The organism is Actinacidiphila bryophytorum (assembly GCF_016916835.1).
Taxonomy (GTDB): domain Bacteria; phylum Actinomycetota; class Actinomycetes; order Streptomycetales; family Streptomycetaceae; genus Actinacidiphila; species Actinacidiphila bryophytorum.
In genome coordinates this window covers 251506-268808 of the sequence record NZ_JAFFIX010000002.1, presented here as the reverse complement: position 1 = coordinate 268808, position 17303 = coordinate 251506, and the positions used below count along the sequence as shown (strand labels likewise).

The window sequence follows — 17303 nt, the reverse complement described above, 5'->3', positions numbered from 1 at the left end:
CGCTCAGGCGGACCGCAGGGCCTCCAGGATGCTGCCGAGCTGTCCTGCGGGCTCCGGGCCGAAGAGCCGCAGCACGACGGTGGTCGCGCCCGCCGCGGCCAGGTCGCGTACCTGGCCCGCGGCCTGCGCGGCCGTACCGGACACGGTGAAGACGTCCTCGGGGGCGCGGCCCAGCCAGGCCGCCTGGCCCTCGACCATGGGCCGCAGCGTCTGCTCGGCGTCGTCGCCGAGGGCGCCGAACGCGTACACCGTCAGGGTGTGGCCGGCGCCGGCGCCGCCCTTGCGGACGAGGGCGAGGGCGCTCTCCAGGTCGCGCGGCCCGTTGCCCTCGGCGAGCAGCGTTCCGTCGGCGACCCGGCCCGACAGTTCGAGGGAGCGGGGCCGGACCACGCCCGCGACCACGGGCGGCGGTTCGGTCGCCGGGTGCACCAACTGCACGCCGTCCATGCGTACTTCGCGCCCGTCCACGGTGACCTTCTGGCCCCGCAGCAGGGCGCGCACCGCGACGATGCTCTCCTCGAGCAGCGCCAGCGGGGACGCGGGCGCCACGCCGACGCCCGCCATCCACTCGCCCACACCGTGGCCGATGCCGGCCACCAGACGGCCGGGGAAGACCCGCGCCAGGGTGGCCAGTTCCATCGCCAGCAGGGCGGGGCTGCGCAGCGGCGCCGGGGCGATCCCGATGCCGACCCGCAGCCGCTGCGTCGCCCCGAGCGCCACGGCCGCCGCCGAGACCCCGCCGTTCCAGCCGAGATCCTCGACGACCCACAGGTCGTCGGCCCCGAGCCGCTCGACCTCCCGCGCGAAGGCCGGCAGCCCCTCGGGAGCCCAGTCGCGGTCGTACATCACGCCGATCCGTACATTCGTCATGCCCGGAACCTATGTCCGGCCCCGAGCACCCGGCAACGCTCAGTCCAGCGCCTCAGCGGCCCTGGTCAGCGGCCCGCCCGCAGAGCCGGTGTTGAGCGTCCCGGTCGGCTCGACAAGCAGGATCGCCGTCTCCTCGTCCGCCACCGGGCAGTGCTCGACCCCGCGCGGCACCACGTACAGCTCCCCGGGACCGACGACGACGTCGCCGTCCCGCAGCCGGATGGTCAGCCGCCCGCTGACGACCAGGAACAGCTCGTCGGTGTCGTCGTGCGTGTGCCAGACGAACTCGCCCTTGACCTTGGCGAGTTTGACCTCGTAGTCGTTCAGCGCTGCGACCGTCTTCTGTGACCACAGCTCACTGAACTGCGCCAGCTTCTCCGCGACGTTCACCACGGCAGCGGTATCGGACATGGCTCTCTCCTCCTCGACGCCTCCGGAAGGAGCCCTCCCCCTCCCGCCTCGACTCTGCCCGCGCCGGCGCCCGGGGTCTTGTACGTTCCTGCCCTGGCCCCTGGTCCTAGGCCGGGTTTTGGAAGTCCCGCCTGCCCCGCGACGCCTGGCACGCACGCTCGCTGCGTTGTCGGAGTCGTCCGGGTAGGCCCACTACGAGGACGACCCTCCGCCTTGCGATCGCACGCACCGGACGCCGCGGGGCCCGCCCTGTGGGCGGACGGCGCTACTTCCAAAACACGGCCTAGCCCGGGAAGAAGGCCGGCGGGTGGGCGGACGGGGCGGCGGTGCAGACGAAGAGGCCGCCGTGGGAGTCGCCGCGGCCGACGGACATGGCGGTCGGGCGGGACGCACGGTCGTGGGCGTCGGTGCCGGGTGCCAGGCCCTGCTCCTCGGGCGGGGCGAAGGCGGACAGGCCGTAGCCGCGGGTGTCGGACGGCAGGTACTCGTAGCTGTCGACCTGCAGCAGGAGGGCGTAAGGGGAGCCGCAGGAGGGGCAGTCCAGGTCGGCGGGCCGGGTGGCGGCCATCCAGTCCATGCAGCCGCCCGCCTTGCAGCCGGGGTGGGCGGACATCAGGTCGTAGAGGTCCTCCGCACCGGCCGCGGCGAGTCGGTTGCGCAGCGGCTCGGGCAGGGCGTCCTCCGGCGGGAGGTCGGGGAGCTGCTCGGGGTGCACGACGCAGGGGCGGGGGACGACGCCCTCCGGGTCGTCCTGCCATTCCGCCCAGCCGTCCGGCTGTTCTGCCGCCTCCTCGGTGACGTCGGCGGTGCGCCGCCACACGACGCGCCCGGCCGGACCCCAGCCCGCCGGGTGCGGCTGGTCGTGGTGGACCGGGCACCACAGGACCTGGAGCAGGTCGGTGCCCTCGGGGAAGGGCAGCCCGGGCGCCTCTGCGGCGTGCAGTTGGGCGACGGACACCAGGTCGTACGGGTCCTCGCCGGGGTGCCTGTCGCAGGTCGGCCAGGGTTCGGCGGCCGGCCACAGCAGCGGGCCGCCCAGGTGGGAGTCCCGGCTGCCGGGGGTACCGGGGCGCGGGTTGAGCAGTACGGTCGTCGTGGCGTGGGGGGCGATCTCCGGTACACGGGCCAGGAGTTCGCGCAGGGCTTCGGTGGCGGCGGAGTTCACGCGGCCGATGCTCCCAGGGCGGCCCCTGCCCCTGGGGGCCGCCCCTCCGCGGCGTCGGCCGCCGTTGCTGGCGTCAGCCGCCGTTCCTGAGGTCGGCCCGCGGCGCTGACGTCAGCCCGCGGCCAGCACCGCCGCCACGATCGGCCCCGCGGAGGTGTTGCCGTGCCCGGCGTCGTGGACGACGGCCGCCGCGGCGACGCGGCCCGCGTAGGCGGTGAACCAGCCGTTGGTGGTGTCCTGGCCCGCCAGCTCGGCGGAGCCGGTCTTCGCGCCCGAGTCGGGGCCGAAGCGGCCCATGACCCCGTGGGCGGTACCGGTGGTGATCGCGTCGCGCATCATCTGCCGCAGGCCCTGGCTGACCCGGGAGGACAGGCCGGGCGCCGTCGCGACGGGCCCCGCGACCAGGCTCCGGTCGACCAGCAGCGGCTGGTGGAAGTCGCCGCTCGCGGCGGTCGCGGCGACCGAGGCCATGACGAGCGGGCTCATCCGCAGCTCGCCCTGGCCGATCATCTCCGAGGTCAGCTCGTCGGGCGCGCTGCTGGAGGGCATGGTGGGCCGGCCGTCGAGGGTCGGGGTGCCGACCGACCACTCCTGGGTCAGGCCGAACCTGGCCGCTGCGGTCTTCAGCCCGTGCGCGCCGAGCCGGCCCGCCTGCCGGATGAAACCGGTGTTGCAGGACATGGCGAAGTCCCAGGCGAGGGTGGCGTCCGCGCGGTGCAGGGTGGGTGAGTCGTTGTGGTACATCCGGCCGTTCGCGTAGTTGTCGTCGGCCTTGCAGGGCGCGGTCGAGGACGGCGTCATGCCGGAGTCGAGCAGCGCGGCGGCCGTGACGATCTTGAACGTGGAGCCCGGCGCCGAGTCCTCCATCAGCGCCCAGTCGACGCCCTCGGCCGGGCTGTAGGCGATGGCGAGCACCGCACCGCTGCGGGTGTCGACCGCGGTGACGCCCGCCTGGTCCTTGCCCGCGACCGCCTTCTCCGCCGCGGACTGCACGGCCGAGTCCAGCGTCGTCCGCAGCCGCACACCGGCGCCCTTGCGCAGGACGTGCAGCATCGGCCCGTCGGAGCCGTCGGCCTTGTGGACCCAGGTGCCCACCGCCGGTGTGCCGCTGGGTAGTTGGTCGGCGTAGCGCTGCTTGAGGTCGGCGATGATGCGGGTCAGGGAGGGGTAGCGGTCGCCGGTCAGCTCGTTGCCCGCCCGGTCGGTGACCTCCACGTCCGCCGTGTCCTGCGTGCCGGTGAGCAGGACGTCGCCGTCGCCCAGCTCGGGGTTGAGGACGGCGGAGGACCAGGCGACCGCCGGGTCGCCTGTGGAGTCGCGGGTCACGGTGAGCGAGGAGGCGTACGTCCAGGTGGAGTTCTGGCCGCCGTAGGACAGGTGGGCGGTGACGGTGAAGCGTTCACCGCCGGGTGTCGCGGCGCCCGGGACGGCCTTGACCGAGTCGACGTGGGCGCCCGAGGCGTATGCCGTCAGTGCGGTGGACGCCGTATAGGGCGCGTCCGTCAGGGCCGCGGCGCCCGTGGTGTCGCCCGCGGACCACGCGGCCAGGAACTCCTGCGCGGTGCGGGCGATCTCCTTCGCCGACAGCGGCGCCGCGCTGGCCGGCGGGGCGTCCGACGCCTGGGTGCGGACGGCGGGCGTACGCAGGCCGTCCCCGGCGTTCAGGCCGGTGTAGATGTTGTACGCGCCGAAGCCGGCGACCCCCACCATCGCGGTGAACACCGCACCGACGATGCCGATCTTGACGCTTCTCGTGACGGGCACGCCCGACTCCCCCCTCATGTGCTGACCACGCCACCCCACCAGGGCGGCCATTGAATGGCGTCCCCGTCCCGTCGGGCGGATCAATCCCCGGACCAGGGCGGCCGGTCACTTGCCGGTCGCGTGCACCGCCCGTAGCGTGCGCATGTGGCCGCCGGGGGGCGGGATACGGCGGATACGGGTGGGGAGCACATGGCGGGACGTCCGGAGGGCCGGCTCGACCCGGCGAACGGGCCGGTGCAGCAACTGGCGTACGAGCTGCGCAAACTGCGGGTGGACGCGGGCAGCCCCACCTACCGGGAGATGGCCGCGGCAACCGGCTGCGGGGCCAGCACCCTGTCGCAGGCCGCGGGCGGCACCCGGCTGCCGTCGTTGCCGACGCTGCGCGCGTACGTCACCGCGTGCGGCGGCGACGCCGAGGTCGTCGAGCAGTGGGAGCAGCGCTGGCGCGAGGCCGCCACCGGGGAGACGGCCGCGCCGCCGCCCGACGCTGACACCCCCGTGCCCTACCGGGGCCTGCGGCGCTTCGAGGCGCAGGACAGCGAACTGTACTTCGGGCGCGAGGACCTGGTCGCGCGGCTGGTCGAGACGCTGGGCAGGCAGCGGCTGGTGGCGGTCGTCGGCGCGTCCGGCAGCGGCAAGTCCTCGCTGCTGCGCGCGGGGCTGGTCCCGGCGCTGCGCTCGGGGCAGGGGGCGCGGCCCGCCGCCGTGCGCATCCTGACACCGGGGCCGCACCCGGCCGCGCAGATCGCCGCCCGGGCGGCGCTGGTGCCGCCAGCGGAGGAGCAGGACGGCGACGCGGTCGTCATCGTCGACCAGTTCGAGGAGGTCTTCACCCTCGGCGCCGGCAGTGCGGAACGCGCCGCCTTCCTCGACCTGCTGCTGACCGCGGCCAGGCCCGGCGGGCGGCTGCGCGTCGTCATCGCGGTGCGGGCCGACTTCTTCGGCCGCTGCGCCGAGCACCCGGGCCTGGCCGAGGCGCTGCGGGACGCCACGCTGCTGGTCGCGCCGATGGGTCCCGCGGCGCTGCGGGAGGTCATCGTCAAGCCGGCCGCGGCGGCCGGGCTGATCGTGGAGCGCTCCTTGACCGCGCGGATCGTCCGCGAGGCGGAGAAGGAGCCGGGCAGCCTCCCGCTGGTCTCGCACGCCCTGCTGGAGACCTGGCGGCGCCGCCGCGGCCGGGCGCTCACCGAGGAGATGTACGAGGCGGCGGGCGGCATCCACGGGGCCATCGCCGCCACCGCCGAGTCCCTCTACGCCCGCCTGTCCCCCTCGCAGGCCGCGACCGCCCGGCACATCCTGCTGCGCCTGGTCACCCCGGGCGACGGCGCCCAGGACACCCGCCGCCCCACGTCCCGCGCGGAGCTCGCCGCGTCGGCGCCGCCCGCGGAAGGGGAGGAGGACGGGCGCACCGACGATGACGGGCGCACCGGCGTGGACCGGCGCACCGACGTCGACACCGTCCTGGAGATGCTGCTCCAGGCGCGGCTGGTGACCGCCGACGGGGAGGTCGTCGACCTCGCGCACGAGGCGGTGATCTCCGCCTGGCCGCGGCTGCGCGGCTGGGTGGAGGAGGGGCGGGAACGGCTCCGCCTGGTGCGGCACCTGACGGAGGCCGCACAGGCCTGGGAGGCGCTGGAGCGCGACCCGGGGGCGCTGTACCGGGGGAGCCGGCTGGCGGCGGCGGGCGACGCCTTCGGGGCGGAGGGCCGGGAAGGGCAGGCAGGACGGGAGGGCCGGGAGGGGCTCACCGCGCTGGAGACGGCCTTCCTGGACGCCAGCACCGCGGCGCGGGCGTACGAGGTCAGGATGGCCGCGCGGGCCACCCGCCGGCTGCGGGCGCTCACCCTGACACTGTCGTTCCTGCTCGTGCTCGCGGTCACCGCGGGGACGGTCGCCTGGCGGCAGAGCCGGGTCAGCGACGCGGCCAGGCGGGCCGCGGTCGCCGTCCAGCAGGTCACGCTGTCACGCCAACTGGCCGCCCAGTCCGCCTCGGTGATGAGCACCGACACGGAACTGGGCATGCTGCTGGCCGTACAGGCCTACCGGGTGAGCCCCACACCCGAGGCGACCGACGCGCTCTACCGGGCCGCCGCGGTGCCGATGGTGGGCCGGGTGGCGGGCGCGCAGGCTCCGGTGGTCAACCTGGTGTTCAGCCATGACGGCAGCCGCCTGGCGTGGACGACGGACGACGGGTCCGTGACGGCCGCCGACGTCGCCACGGGCAGGGCCAGGACCGTCCTGCCCGTGGGCACGGAGCCGGCAGGCCCGGGCGGCCGGAAGTCGCTCGCACTGGCCTTCAGCGCCGACGACCGCTCCCTGGTGAGCGGTTCGAACACCGCCCACGTGCGGACGACCGACCTGGCGAGCGGCAGGACCCGTACCGTGGTCGGCGGCTACGACGGCGACGCGTACAACCCCTATCCGACGTACGGCTCCCAACTCTCCGCCGACGGCCGCACGATGGTCACCTACGCCGCCGACGACCGCGAGGGCCTCGTCACGTGGAACACGGCGACCGGCCGGTCGCACCTCACCGCCGAGGGCTGGCGGGACCTGGAAGGCCTCAGCCCCGACGGGCGGGTGGTGGCCGCGTGGGGCACCCAGGGCGTCGGCCTGTGGGACACGGCGACCGGCCGCCGGCTCACGACCTTCGCGCACTCCGCGGGTCCCGCGGTCTTCAGCAGGGACGGCCACACCGTGGCGCTGAGCGGCGAGACCGGCGGTGTCGCCGTGTGGCACTGGACGGCGGGGCACACCCCGACGACGGTCTTCTCCGCCCCCGACACCGCCGCGACCGTCACCACCTTCGGCACGACCGCGCTGAGCCCGGACGGCGGGCTGCTCGCGGCCGGGTCGACGGACGGGGCCGTCCACCTGTGGAACACCGCAACAGGCCGCAGCCAGACCCTGCTGAACGACCTCGCGGGGGCGATCACTTCGCTGGCCTTCAGCGCGGACGGCCACACGCTGGCGGCCGGTATGGCGGACGGGACGGTCCGGCTGTTCGACACGACCGGCACCGCCCCCGTGGTCCTGGCGTCGGCCCAGCAGGGCCACGCGCCGGGGGAGCGTGAGCGGGACTACGACGTGGCCTTCGCCGAGCAGGGCCGCGTGCTGGCGGCCGGCTCCTCCGACGGCACCGTCCACCTGTGGAAGCCCGACCCGTGGCGCCGCGCGGGCGCCCTGGGCACGCCGGACGCCAAACGCCCGGTGCAGGAGGTGCGCTCCGCCGTGCAGGGGGCGGGCGTGCTGGGCCTGTCGGGCGACGGCACGCTGCGGCTGTGGGACGCGGGCACCGGCAAGGGCAGGGTGCTCGACCGCAAGGTGGGCTCGGCGGCGCTCAGCGCGGACGGCCGCACGGTGGCGGCCAACCTCGTCGACGGCTACCTCCTGAACGGCGGCTGGAACAGCGTGGTGCACGTGTGGGGCACCGCGGGCGGGCAGGCCGCCGACCCCGTGGAGTGGAAGACCGCGCTCAACACCTCCTACCAGTTCATGGCGTTGAGCCCCGACGGGCGCTCCATGGCCGTGCGCGGCGACAAGTACGGGGTGAACCTGCTGTCCACGGCGACCGGCAGGGTCCTGCGCAGCTTCCCGATGCCGGTGAAGGCCTCGGACGGCCCGCTGGCCGGCCACCCGCGGTATCCCACCGTGGCGTTCAGCTCGGACGGCGGGCTGCTCGCCGCGGGCGGCAACGACGGGACGACCTGGCTGTGGGACACGGCCTCCGGCGCCCAGAAGGCGGCGCTGACCGCCAGTACGTCACCGGCCACGGCGGTCGCCTTCAGCGCCGACACCCGCACCCTGGCCGTCGCGGCCACCGACGGCACGCTGCGGCTGTGGGACGTGGAGACCCGGCAGGTCCGGGTCACCCTCAACACCGGCCCCTCCGCCATCACCAGCGTGGCCTTCAGCCCGGACGGTACGAAGCTGGCCGCGGCCGCAGGTGACGGCACGCTGCTGGCGTGGAAGGTGGCCCTGCCGCGCCCCGAGGCGGCGGTCACCGCGATCTGCGGCCTGGTGCACCGCGCGCCGACCGAGCAGGAGACCGCACGCTACCTGCCGCAGCAGCACCTTCCCGCGCCCTGCCCGCAGCGCTGACCCGCCCCCGCCCCCTCCCGCAGCGCTGACCCGCCCCTACCCCCTTCCACAGCCCTGCTCACTCCTGGCGCAGGACCGCGGCGCCGCCCGGCGGCAGGGTCAGCCCGGCAGCGGGCACCGGGCGGCCGGTCAGCAGGTCGTGGCCCGCGGCCTCCACGGTCGCCGGGGAGTCGGTGTGGTTGAGCAGGAAGAGCCAGCTCACCGGGCCTTCCGGGGCGTGCCGCCGGACGGCCTCCACGCCCGTGGGGAGCGGGAGTTCGGGACCGACGCCCGCGGCGGCCGAGACGCGGGCGACCAGCGCGTCGTAGCCGGCGTCGTCCAGGCGGGTGGAGGCGTACCAGGCGGTGCCGGCTCCGTAGGCGTGCCGGGTCAGGGCGGGCCGGTCGGCGAGCATGCCGCCGGTGTAGGCGGCGACGGCCTCGGCCCGCCCGGTCAGGCGCAGCGACTCGCTCCACGCGGTGGACGTCGAACCGTCGGACAGCCGCAGGGCCGCGTCGGCGGCGAGCGGGCGGAACTCCTCGACCCGCACCCCGAGGGCGGTGCGCAGCGCCTGAGCGGGGTAACCGCCGAGCCGGGCCTGGTGGTTGGTGTCGACCACCCCGGCGAAGTGCTGGACCAGCAGGGTGCCGCCCGCGTGGACCCAGTCGCGCAGCGACTCGGCGGCCGCATCGGAGAGTACCGGCAGGGCGGGGGCGATCAGCAGCCGGTAGCGGGACAGTCCGGGGTCCCCGGGGTGTGCGAAGTCCGCGGTGATCCCGGCGTCCCACAACGCCCGGTGCGCGCGCCGCAGTTCGCTGTGGTAGTCCAACGACGCCGAGGGCAGGCCCTGCCCGTCCAGCGCCCACCAGCAGTCGGAGTCGTGCAGGACCGCGGCCTGCGCGGTGACGAGCGAGCCGGCGACCTCGCCGAGCCGGGCCACCGCCGCGCCGGTGTCGGCGACCTCGCGGAAGATCCGCGAGTCGGGTCCCGCGTGCGGGACCATCGCCGAGTGCCAGATCTCGGCTCCCGCCTTGGACTGCCGCCACTGGAAGAACATGGCGCCGTCCGAGCCGTGGGCGATGTGGGCCAGCGAGTGGCGCAGGATGTCGCCCGGCTCCTTGGGCAGTGTGCGGTCGGCGGTGTACACGGTGTTGGCGCCCTGCTCGACCAGCAGCCAGGGCTTGCCGCCGCCGAAGGAGCGTGCCCGGTCGGCGCCGAAGGCGATGTCGGCGGCGGCGCCCGTACCGGGGGCGTCCGGGTAGTGGTCGATGCCGACGACGTCGACCTCGCGGCCGAAGGACCACAGGTCGAGGATCTGGTAGCCGGGCACCATCAGGTTGGTGGTCACGGGCCGGTCGGCCGCGGTGTGCGCGCGGATCGCGTCGCGCTGCTCGCGGTAGGCGGCCAGCGCCTCGTCCGACCAGAAGCGGCGGAAGTCCAGCGCGAGCGCGGGGTTGCGGTGCCACTGGGTGGCGCGCGGCGGCAGGATCTCCTCCCACGTGCCGTAGCGCTGGCTCCAGAAGGCCGTGCCCCAGGCCTCGTTGAGGGCGTCCAGGGTGCCGTGGCGTCCGCGCAGCCAGCGGCGGAAGGCGTCCGCGGTGTGGTCGCACCAGCACACGGTCGCGTACTCGTTGTGGACGTGCCACATCGCCACCGCCGGGTGGTCGCCGTAGCGCTGCGCCAGCGCCGTCGCGACACGCAGCGCGGCCTGCCGGTAGGCGGGGGCGGCCAGGCAGTACGTGTCGCGGCTGCCGTGGGTGAGCCGCACACCGGTGTCGGTGACGGGCATCGCGTCGGGGTGCGCGAGGGTGAACCACGGGGGCGGTGACGCGGTCGGGGTGGCCAGGTCCACGGCGACGCCGGCGGCGTGCAGCCGGTCCAGGTGCGCGTCCAGCCACCCGAAGTCGTAGCGGCCCTCCTCGGGTTCGAGCAGCGCCCAGGAGAAGACGCCGACGGTGGCGAGGTTGACGTGCGCCCAGCGCATCAGCAGGCCGTCCTCCTTCCAGACGGCCTCGTCCCACTGCTCGGGGTTGTAGTCGCCGCCGAAGGCGAGCCGCCCGCCGAGCCTGCGGGTCAGGCCCTCGGTCATGACGCCTCCGCGATGGGCAGTTGCGCGCCGTCCCGCAGGAAGAGCGGGATGCGCTCCAGCGGCGCCGCGACCGTGGCGGTGGTGCCGCCCTCGTAGGCCTGGCCCGTCCACGCGTCGGACCAGCGGGCACCGGCGGGCAGGTAGACCTCGCGCTCGCGCGCACCGGCCTCGACCACCGGGGCGACCAGCAGGTCGGGGCCGCACAGGAAGGAGTCGGCCGCCGCCCAACTCGCCTCGTCCGCGGGAAAGTCCACGAACAGCGGGCGCATGGGCGGCAGCCCGCGGTCGGCGGCGGTGCGCATCTGCTCCATCAGGTACGGGCGCAGCCGCTCGCGCAGCAGCAGGTAACCGCGCAGGATCCCGTACGCCTCCTCCCCGTACGACCACACCTCGTTGGGCAGCCCGGTCATCGCGGGTTCCAGCACCTGCCCGGGGCCGCGGAAGCCGTGCAGGCGGAAGAGCGGGCAGAAGGCGCCGTACTGGAACCAGCGGACCAGCAGCTCGCGGTAGTCCGGGTCGTCGGGGTGGCCGCCGTGGAAGCCGCCGATGTCGGTGGTCCACCAGGGGATGCCCGACATCATCACGTTGAGGCCCGCGGCTATCTGGGTGCGCAGGGACTCGAAGGTGGTGGCGATGTCACCGGACCACAGGGCGGCGCCGTAGCGCTGGGCGCCCGCCCAGGAGGAGCGGTTGAGGGTGACGACCTCGCTCTCGCCCGCCGCGTGCAGGCCGTCCCACACCATGCGGGCGTTCTCCCGCGGGTAGAGGTTGCCGACTTCGAGGCCGGGGCCTGCGTGGTAGCGCAGGTTCGCGGGGTGGCCGGGCTTCAGCTCCGGCTCGCACGCGTCGAGCCAGAAGACCTTCACGCCGTGCGCCAGGTAGTTGTCCCGCAGCCGGTCCCACACGTACGCGCGCGCCTCGGGGCTGGTCGCGTCGTAGAAGGCGACCTGCGCCGAGTAGGCGCCGAGGCCCTTGTCGGGCCAGTCGGCGTGCGCCAGCGGGCCGTACTCGGTGCCGATCAGCAGGCCCCGGTCGCCCATCACGTGGAAGTTCTCGCTGGCCGGGCTGACCGACGGCCATACCGAGACCATCAACCGCACACCCATCGCGGTGAGTTCGTCGACCATGGCTTGCGGGTCGGGCCACTCGGCGGGGTCGAAGCGCCAGTCGCCCAGGTGCGTCCAGTGGAAGAAGTCGCAGACGATGACGTCGAGCGGCAGGCCCCGCCGCTTGTACTCGCGGGCCACTTCCAGGAGTTCGTCCTGCGTGCGGTAGCGCAGCTTGCACTGCCAGAAGCCGGCCGCCCACTCGGGCAGCACGGGCGAGTGGCCGGTGGCGTCGGCGTAGCGGCCCAGGACGTCGGCGGGCTGGCCCGCGGTGACCCAGTAGTCGATCTGCCGGGCGCTGTCGGCGACCCAGCGGGTGCCGGTCGCGGCCAGCTCGACCCTGCCGATCGCCGGGGAGTTCCACAGCAGGCCGTAGCCGCGGCTGGAGACCAGGTAGGGGATGGTGACCTCGCCGTTGCGCTGCACCAGTTCGACGACGGCGCCCTTCTGGTCCAGCATGCCGTGGGTGTGCTGGCCCAGGCCGAAGAGCCGCTCGCCGTCGTAGGCGCGGAAGCGCTGCTCCAGCCGGTGGTAGCCGTTGCCGGTCGCGGTGTGCAGGCGCGGCCCCGGCCACCAGAAGTGGTGCGGCTCCTCGGCCAGCAGCTCGCTGCCGTCCGCGGTGCGCAGGAAGGTCAACTGCCCTCCCGCGGCGGGCAGGTCGGGGGTCAGCCGTCCCTCGGTGCCGGCGTCGATCCGTACCGTGAGCGCGCCGTTGACGAGGGTCGCGGAATGCTCGCCGAGCGTCACCACGGGGGCCGAGGGCAGCTCGGGGGCCTCGGGCAGCAGTGCGCCGGGCAGGCCGTCGAGCAGGTCGCCGCCCGCGACGGCGCGGACGCGTACGGCGTCGGGACCCCACGCCTCGACGCGCAGGGTCTCGCCCCTGGCCCGCCACTCCAGGGCGTGGCCGAGGTCGCGGAAGAAGGTGGGCATGCGGAAGCTCCCTGGGGGTGAGGGTGGTGTGGCGCGGAGGAGTTGAGGGAGTGCGGGCCGGTGTCAGCGGACGGGTGCGGGGCCGCTGCTCTCCCGCGGGGTGAGTACCGGGGTGAGCAGGCTGACCTCGGCGGTGGGCCGGTCGTCCAACCGGTTCATCACCAGCTCGACGGCCTGCCGGCCCAGTTCGTGGGCGGGTCCTGTCACCGCGGTCAGCCGTGGCGAGTACTGCTCGGCCAGCGGTTCGGGGCACAGCGCGACGACCGAGGCGTCCTCGGGCACCACCCGGCCGCTGGTGCGCAGCAGGCTCAGCAGCGGACCGATCGCGCCCTCGTTCTGGACCACGAAGCCGGTGGTGTCCGGGCGGTCGGCCAGGATGCGGGACAGAGCGCCCGCGGTGCTCTCGTAACTGCCCTCGCAGGGGCGGTGCAGCACCCGCAGGCCGCGCTGCGCCGCCCGCTCGCGGAAGCCGCTCAGCGTGCGCTCGGCATAGCCCGCGTGCCGCTGGTAGACGCCGGGCGCGTAGCCGATGAAGGCGATGTCCTGGTGCCCGAGGTCGGCCAGGTGCTCGGCGCACAGCGCGCCCGCACCGGCGAAGTCGTGGTCCACGCAGGCCAGTCCGCGGGTGTCGGCCGGCAGGCCGATCAGCGCCGCGTGCGTACCGGTCTCGCGCAGCACCGGGATGCGCGCGTCGTCCAGCTCGACGTCCATCAGGATCACCCCGTCGGCAAGACCGCTCGCGGCGACCCGGCGCAGCCCCTCGGGACCCTCGTCGTTGGTGATCAGCAGCACGTCGTAGCCGTGCGAACGGGCCGCGACCGTCACGGAGATGGCGATCTCCATCATGACCGGCACATAGACGTCCGTCCTGAGCGGGACGACCAGCGCGATGATGTGCGACCGCTTCCCCGCCAGGGCGCGGGCGCCGGCGTTGGGGTGGTAGCCCAGTTCGCTGATCGCCCGCTCGACCCGCTCCCGGGTCGGGGACGAGATCGAGCGCTTGCCACTGAGGACGTAGCTCACAGTGCTCGCGGAGACGCCCGCGTGCTTGGCCACCTCAGCCAGTGTCACCATGCTGGTGAACCCTTCGTGTCGTGCCGCTGGTCTGGTTCGTGGGGCCGGTCCCGTCACGCAGCGGGGGATGGGCGTGCGGGACCGGCCCTGTCTGTGGGTTCAGCCCTTGATCGCCCCGGTAAGCATGCCCTTCGCGAAGTGCTTCTGCATGAACGGGAAGACGACCGCGATCGGCAGCAGCGTCAGCACGACGACCGCCATCTGCAGGGACAGCGGGGCCGTCTGCGAGTGGCCCGACACCCCGAATCCCGAGTTCACCTGTCCCGGCATGTTCATACCCAGATTGACGTATTCGTACAGCACGTACTGCAGCGGCCACTTCTGGCTGTCGGTCGGCAGGTAGAGCATCACGTTGAAGAAGGTGTTCCAGTAGCCGACCGCGTAGAAGAGCGTGATGACCGCGGTGACCGCCCGCGAGGTGGGCAGCACCACCGACCAGAGGATGCGCCACTCGTTCGCGCCGTCCATCCGTGCCGCGTCGATGAGTTCGGCCGCGGTCGAGGAGTAGAAGCTGCGCAGCACCAGGATGTTGAAGACGCTCACCGCGCTGGGCAGGATCAGCGACCAGTACTTGCCGTAGCCGCCCAGCTCGCTGACCACCAGGAAGGTCGGGATCAGGCCGCCGTTGACGAACATCGTGACGACCAGCACCAGCAGCAGGAAGCGGTGGCCCAGCGACCGGGAGCGCGACAGCCCGTACGCGCACAGCACCGACACCACCATCGAGATCGCCGTGCCGACCGCGGTGATCGCGAACGTCACCACCAGCGCCCGCCGTACGGGGCCGTCGCTGAGCATCGTGGTGTAGGCGTCCAGGGTGATCCCGTCGGGGACGATGACCAGCCCGCCGGCCCTGTTGATCGCCCCCGGGGTGGAGATGCTGGTCAGCACCACGCAGTAGACCGGGAAGACGATCAGCAGCACCACGGTGCCCAGCGTGAGGCCCTTGGCGGACTGGCCGACCGCGGACGGCGGTTCCTCCCACGCGGGCCGGTTGGGGTTGCGCGGGCGGCTGCGCCCGCGGGCGGAAGGTGCGGTGAGTGCGGTCATTTCCGGTACAGTCCGTCCTCGCCGAAGCGGTGGGCCAGCTTGTTGGCACCCCAGATCAGCAGCAGCGAGATCACGCTCTTGAAGATGCCCGCGGCAGCGCCGTAGCTGTAGTTCTGGGTGCCGATGCCGTAGTAGAAGGAGAAGGTGTCGAGCACGTCGGCCGCGTCGTGGCCGACGGCGTAGCGCTGGATCAGCAGCTGCTCGAAGCCCACCGACAGCGCATTGCCGAGCCGCAGCACGAGCATCAGCACGATGACGCTGCGCATGCCGGGCAGCGTGATGTGCCACATCCGCCGCCAGCGGCCCGCACCGTCGGACGCGGCGGCCTCGTAGAGGTTCTGGTCGATCGCCGAGAGCGCCGCGAGGAAGACGATGATCCCCCAGCCGGCGTCCTTCCACACCACCTGCGAGGTCACCAGCAGCGAGAAGGTGTGCGGGTTGGTCATGAAGTCCCAGGTGCCCGCGTCGTGCTGGCGCAGGAACTGGTTGAGCAGGCCCGCGCCGCCGATCATCTGCTGGAAGAGCGTGACGACCAGCACCCACGAGTAGAAGTGCGGCAGGAAGGTGATGGCCTGGATGACGGACCTGATACGGGAGTTGAGCACCGAGTTCAGCAGCAGGGCCAGCAGGATCGGGATCGGGAAGAACAGCACCAGCTGTACCGCGCTGATGTAGAGGGTGTTCTCCATCGCGTGCCAGAACAGCGGGTCCCCGAACAGCTGGCGGAAGTTGGCCAGGCCCGCCCACTCGCTGTTGCCGATGCCGTCCAGCGGGTCGTAGTACTGGAAAGCGGTGATGGTGCCGACCATCGGCAGGTAGTTGAAGACCAGCAGGAGCGCCACCGCGGGCAGCGTCATCAAGATCAGCGACTTGTCGCGGCGCAGCCGGATGCGCCAGGTGAGTTTCCCGGCCTTCCCCCTGCCCGTCGCCTCCGCCCCGCCCTCGGCCCCCGCATGCCGTTGCTGTTGCGGGCTGCGGCCCTGCTCGTCCTCGCCCTGTTCGGCGACGGTCGACGCCATCGTTCCTCCCTCGGTGATGCGTCGGGCCTGGACTACTGGCCGGTGCCGAGCTTGTCCATGACGGCGGTCTGGTACCAGGCGACCAGCGCATCGCCGCCGCCGCTGCCCTTCCAGGTGCTCAGCGCGTCCTGGAAGGCCGAGACCGGCTTGATGCCGTGGTAGACGTCCTTGATGGTGTCCTCGACGGCCTGCCCGGCGTCCGCGGTGGCGTAGCGGTTCGGCACGGTGATGTTCATGTTCCAGAACACCGGCTTGTAGGCGTACTTGGCCGCCTCCGAGTTCCAGGCGCAGCGGTCCTTGGTGACCTGCGGGAAGCCTGGGTTGGAGATGACGTTGACCGGCGTGGCGAGGAAGGGGTACGTCTGCGCCTGCACGTTGGCGATACCCGACTTGGTGGCCGCGGGGCCGTCGGCGCCCATGGTGTAGTCGACGCCCTCGACACCGAAGTTGACCATGGCGTACTCGACGGTGCCGTACGGGGCCGCCAGGTAGTTGGCGATCCGCAGGCACTCCTCGATCTGCGCCGGCTTGAGGTTGGCGTTGAGGTAGCTGAACTCGCCCGCGGAAGCGCTGAGGAACAGCCGCGGCGGCTTGCTGCCGTCGGCGGAGAACGGCTTGAAGGACGCTCTGCGGTAGTTCTTGTTCGCCGCGACACCGGCCAGCGCGTCGCCCGCGTTCCAGGCGCCCTGGCCGTCGGCGGTGATCAGCACCTTGCCTGCGTAGAAGCGGGTCTTGGCGTCGTTGTTGTTGCCGGCCAGCGCGTCGGGGTGCACGTAACCGGACTTGGCTACCTTGTAGCACCAGTTGAGCGCCTCGATGAACTCCGGCTGCTCGTACTTGTGGACCAGCTTGCCGCCGGTGACGGTGAACTTCTGCGAGAAGTCGAACATCTGGAAGATGTACGGCCACAGGTCGTCGAAGGCCCACACACCGCCCTTGGCGTCGGTCAGTTCCTTGCCCAGGTTCAGCAGGTCGTCGCAGGACTTCACGTCGTCGGGGTTGATGCCCTTGGACTCGAAGACGTCACCGCGGTAGAAGTACTGGCCCGGCAGCCCGAACCCGGTCGCGAAGCTCGGTATGCCGTACAGCTTGTCCTGCCACAGGCACGACGACCACGCACCGGTCGGCAGAGCGGCAAGGTTGGGGTACTTCTTGACCTTGTCGCCCGCCAGGTAGGGCGTCAGGTCGGCCAGCTGGGTCCCGCACAGCTCGCCGACCTTGAAGTTCGAGTTCCACCAGCCCGGCAGCTGCACCCAGTCGGGGAGCTTGCGGGCCGCGGTCAGCGTCGGGATGGTGTTGTTGTACGTGACGCCGTTGGCCGGCTTCATCGTCAGCGTCGCGCCCAGCGCCTTGTTCATGGCCTGGTAGAAGGAGTTGTTCGCGGCCGGGATGGTGCCCCACAGCGGGGTCAGCGTCGTGTAGTGGCCGCCCGCGCCCGGCACCTCGGGCACCGACTTCACCGGCGTCGCCGGGTACTTCAGGAAGCCCGGGTCGGTGAGCGCACTGCCGGCGCCCTGCGTCGAGGGGATGTCGGCCTGCACCGCGGTGCTCGGCACGTACGCCGGCAGCGCCGCGGCGGCGCCCTTCTTGCTGTTCGTGCCGCCCTTGCGCCGGGTCTCGCTGTTGCCGCCGCCACCGCCGCACGCCGCGATCAGCGGGGACATGGCCGCGGCGCCGGCGACGGCGACCGCGCCGTTCACAAAGGATCTGCGGTTCAACTCGATGCTCATGATGGGGCGGCCCTT

11 protein-coding genes are annotated in these 17303 nt (G+C 73.1%); 1 reads left to right on the top strand and 10 read right to left on the bottom strand.

All coding sequences use genetic code 11. The features are described from left to right. Positions 1-3 precede the first annotated feature (3 nt). The 4 genes from JT723_RS04330 to JT723_RS36060 form a co-directional block, all read right to left on the bottom strand. The gene (locus tag JT723_RS04330) at positions 4-870 is read right to left on the bottom strand and encodes an LLM class flavin-dependent oxidoreductase (protein ID WP_205043021.1); all 867 of its coding nucleotides are present in this window, start codon (positions 868-870) and stop codon (positions 4-6) included. A gap of 39 nt (positions 871-909) precedes the next feature. Beyond that, on the bottom strand, positions 910-1281 hold the full coding sequence (locus JT723_RS04325; protein ID WP_205043020.1) for a cupin domain-containing protein: 372 nt from the start codon (positions 1279-1281) through the stop codon (positions 910-912). A gap of 283 nt (positions 1282-1564) precedes the next feature. Continuing rightward, the gene (locus tag JT723_RS04320; protein WP_205043019.1) at positions 1565-2446 is read right to left on the bottom strand and encodes a YwqG family protein; all 882 of its coding nucleotides are present in this window, start codon (positions 2444-2446) and stop codon (positions 1565-1567) included. A gap of 111 nt (positions 2447-2557) precedes the next feature. Then, positions 2558-4210 carry a penicillin-binding transpeptidase domain-containing protein gene (locus tag JT723_RS36060; RefSeq protein ID WP_205043018.1) on the bottom strand — a complete coding sequence of 551 codons (1653 nt, stop codon included), beginning with the start codon at positions 4208-4210 and terminating at the stop codon, positions 2558-2560. Between the two features lie 189 nt (positions 4211-4399). Between JT723_RS36060 and JT723_RS04310 the strand changes: the two genes are divergently transcribed. Beyond that, positions 4400-8311: an nSTAND1 domain-containing NTPase gene (locus JT723_RS04310; protein WP_240165040.1), complete on the top strand. Its 3912-nt coding sequence runs from the start codon at positions 4400-4402 to the stop codon at positions 8309-8311. 58 nt (positions 8312-8369) lie between these two features. Here the strand turns inward: JT723_RS04310 and JT723_RS04305 are convergent, their stop codons facing one another. The 6 genes from JT723_RS04305 to JT723_RS04280 all read right to left on the bottom strand — a co-directional run bounded on the left by JT723_RS04305 (position 8370) and on the right by JT723_RS04280 (position 17288). Next, positions 8370-10379, bottom strand: a complete 2010-nt coding sequence (locus JT723_RS04305) for a beta-galactosidase (RefSeq protein WP_205043017.1) — start codon at positions 10377-10379, stop codon at positions 8370-8372. Next, positions 10376-12415 carry a glycoside hydrolase family 31 protein gene (locus tag JT723_RS04300; RefSeq protein WP_205043016.1) on the bottom strand — a complete coding sequence of 680 codons (2040 nt, stop codon included), beginning with the start codon at positions 12413-12415 and terminating at the stop codon, positions 10376-10378. Before JT723_RS04300 ends, JT723_RS04305 begins: the two co-directional genes overlap by 4 nt. 63 nt (positions 12416-12478) lie before the next feature. Continuing rightward, positions 12479-13489 carry a LacI family DNA-binding transcriptional regulator gene (locus JT723_RS04295; protein ID WP_205043015.1) on the bottom strand — a complete coding sequence of 337 codons (1011 nt, stop codon included), beginning with the start codon at positions 13487-13489 and terminating at the stop codon, positions 12479-12481. Positions 13490-13588: 99 nt separating this feature from the next. Then, complete coding sequence (locus JT723_RS04290; protein WP_205043014.1) at positions 13589-14539, bottom strand: carbohydrate ABC transporter permease; 951 nt, start codon at positions 14537-14539, stop codon at positions 13589-13591. Continuing rightward, positions 14536-15558, bottom strand: coding sequence for an ABC transporter permease (locus JT723_RS04285; RefSeq protein ID WP_205043013.1), 1023 nt, complete (start codon positions 15556-15558; stop codon positions 14536-14538). The genes JT723_RS04290 and JT723_RS04285 overlap by 4 nt, the downstream gene beginning before the upstream one ends. A gap of 32 nt (positions 15559-15590) precedes the next feature. Then, the gene (locus JT723_RS04280) at positions 15591-17288 is read right to left on the bottom strand and encodes an ABC transporter substrate-binding protein (RefSeq protein WP_205043012.1); all 1698 of its coding nucleotides are present in this window, start codon (positions 17286-17288) and stop codon (positions 15591-15593) included. Between the last annotated feature and the right edge of the window lie 15 nt (positions 17289-17303).

Bases quoted from the DNA above. Each gene is read 5' to 3' on its own strand.
- JT723_RS04290 (WP_205043014.1), bottom strand. From the start codon at position 14,539: ATGACCGCACTCACCGCACCTTCCGCCCGCGGGCGCAGCCGCCCGCGC.
- JT723_RS04330 (WP_205043021.1), bottom strand. From the start codon at position 870: ATGACGAATGTACGGATCGGCGTGATGTACGACCGCGACTGGGCTCCC.
- JT723_RS04305 (WP_205043017.1), bottom strand. From the start codon at position 10,379: ATGACCGAGGGCCTGACCCGCAGGCTCGGCGGGCGGCTCGCCTTCGGC.
- JT723_RS04295 (WP_205043015.1), bottom strand. From the start codon at position 13,489: ATGGTGACACTGGCTGAGGTGGCCAAGCACGCGGGCGTCTCCGCGAGC.
- JT723_RS04325 (WP_205043020.1), bottom strand. From the start codon at position 1,281: ATGTCCGATACCGCTGCCGTGGTGAACGTCGCGGAGAAGCTGGCGCAG.
- JT723_RS04285 (WP_205043013.1), bottom strand. From the start codon at position 15,558: ATGGCGTCGACCGTCGCCGAACAGGGCGAGGACGAGCAGGGCCGCAGC.
- JT723_RS04300 (WP_205043016.1), bottom strand. From the start codon at position 12,415: ATGCCCACCTTCTTCCGCGACCTCGGCCACGCCCTGGAGTGGCGGGCC.
- JT723_RS04280 (WP_205043012.1), bottom strand. From the start codon at position 17,288: ATGAGCATCGAGTTGAACCGCAGATCCTTTGTGAACGGCGCGGTCGCC.
- JT723_RS04310 (WP_240165040.1), top strand. From the start codon at position 4,400: ATGGCGGGACGTCCGGAGGGCCGGCTCGACCCGGCGAACGGGCCGGTG.